The sequence below is a fragment of the Henriciella sp. genome (genome assembly GCF_049649345.1).
In the GTDB taxonomy this organism is placed as follows: domain Bacteria; phylum Pseudomonadota; class Alphaproteobacteria; order Caulobacterales; family Hyphomonadaceae; genus Henriciella.
In genome coordinates this window covers 1-1,774 of sequence record NZ_JBARZC010000626.1, presented here as the reverse complement: position 1 = coordinate 1,774, position 1,774 = coordinate 1, and the positions used below count along the sequence as shown (strand labels likewise).

Here is a 1,774-nt window from a genome sequence, read left to right as displayed (position 1 = left end):
ATTCTCCTCATGAAGTCCTGTTGGCTGCCTGCGATACGCCGGACGAGCCGCTTTTCGTCTCGGTTATGGTGTACACTTGCGCGAATTATAAGCGTCCAGAAACGCGCTCGCCTGCGCGTATTCCTGCGAAGAGACGCCCTCATCTGTTGGCAGGTCGAACGTATAGTTGCCGCCGCAGGCAAGGGCGGCTTCCTGGATGTAGAGCAGGATCGCCTTGGTCCGTGTTGGAGGCGGGCTTGTACGGGTTGGCCAGTCGAGACCGGTCACGCCCGAGCCTGCACCGTCGAGCGCATCATCGGCATCGTCGCGGGCATCCCGGCGGATGCGGTTGGCATTGGCGACGCTGGCATACTGGGCCCGGCGCATCGCAAACATCGACCGCACGAGTAGCTCGTCCGTGTCTGTCCCGAGATTGCAGGCGGCTTCTGCGCCGTCTCCCCAGACCCCGTCGCGGCCGCGAAGGATGCGGGCAAGACAGGCTTCGGCCCGGTATTCCGGATTGGTGCCGTCGAGCCGAACCGCTTCATCGGCGAATCTCACGGCGGTCGCATAGTCCGGTGACGGCTTGGAGGCGTAGAGGTCAGCGAGGAGCGAATTGGCTTCCGGCTTGTGGGCGATGGCATCATCGAGACTGCCGCGGGAAGTTGCGCTGGCAACCCGCAGCAGATCGGCCTCTGCGGCCGCCCAATCGCCATGCGCGATGTCGAATTTCGCCCGGGCCATGAGGGGCTTTGCCGAATTCGGCTGGGCCGATACGGCTTGGCTGTACAGGGCGCGGATGTTTGCCGGGGCGGTGCCGATCTGGCTGCGCACATGGGCCTGGTCCATATAGGCCTTTGCCAGCGTCGCGCCGCTTGCTCCTTCCGAGCGCAGCGCAGTAATCGCCCTGGTATAGTCTGTGTCGGCCTGTTCCCAATTGCCCTGATCCCTGTAGGCATTGGCCAGGACGAGATAGACATCGCCGGAGGAGGCGCGGTCGGAGGCTTCCTTGAAGTCGGCAAGCGCGGCCTCGCGGGATGTGCCCTGCAGGCTCGCTATCGCGTCTCGTGCGCTGCCGCGTCCAACATAGGCGGCTGCCTCGTCAGAGCGCGAGCTTGCTTTGCTGAGTGCGCGCGTGAAGGCCTCTTCGGCCGCCTGATACTGGACGATATCACCGCCGGCCTGGCCAAGTCGCAGATAGACATTGCCCAGTCCGATCTCAGGGCGGAAAGCGCTGGCATCGGCCTGGCGCGCAATATCGAAATAGCGGATGGCGAGCGTGGCGCTGCCGGCGTCATCCCGTGTTGCAGCGTCTGATCCGAGCTCGGTCGTCAGCGCGGCGAGTTCAGACCTCGCGGCCGGCTGGCGGGCCATGATTTCCTGATACGCCGAAATCGCCGGCTCTGAATCTGCTGGCGTGGCGCGCGCGGCATGCAGGCGGGCAAGCTGGAGGTAGTAATTGTCATATTCGGGACGAGGCGGCTCTGTCGCGGTGGCCGCGAATGCGCTGAGGGCGCCTCGCGCCCCAGAGAGCCGGTTCAGCGCCTTCGACAGGCAATCCATCCTGTCCGAGCAGATCGAGGCAGACGGCAGGTTGGCGCCGGCCTCATAGCGCGAGGCAAGGCCGCGATAGGCAACCGCCGACTCGGTTGCGCGGCCAAGCCGGAAGCCGGCGCGTTCGCTGACCCAGGCGTCTCGCTGAGCCTCGGTCTGGCCAGCAGGCGGCGTGGTCAGCCATGAATCATTGGCTGGGAGTTCGTTGAAGGAGGCATCAAGCGCAGAGGCTGCCTCGCTG

At 65.0% G+C, this 1,774-nt stretch carries 1 protein-coding gene; it reads right to left on the bottom strand.

The genetic code is table 11. The features are described from left to right. Positions 1-63: 63 nt before the first annotated feature. The coding region (locus WA989_RS17355; protein WP_424341735.1) for a tetratricopeptide repeat protein at positions 64-1,774 on the bottom strand (1,711 nt) is incomplete at its 5' end.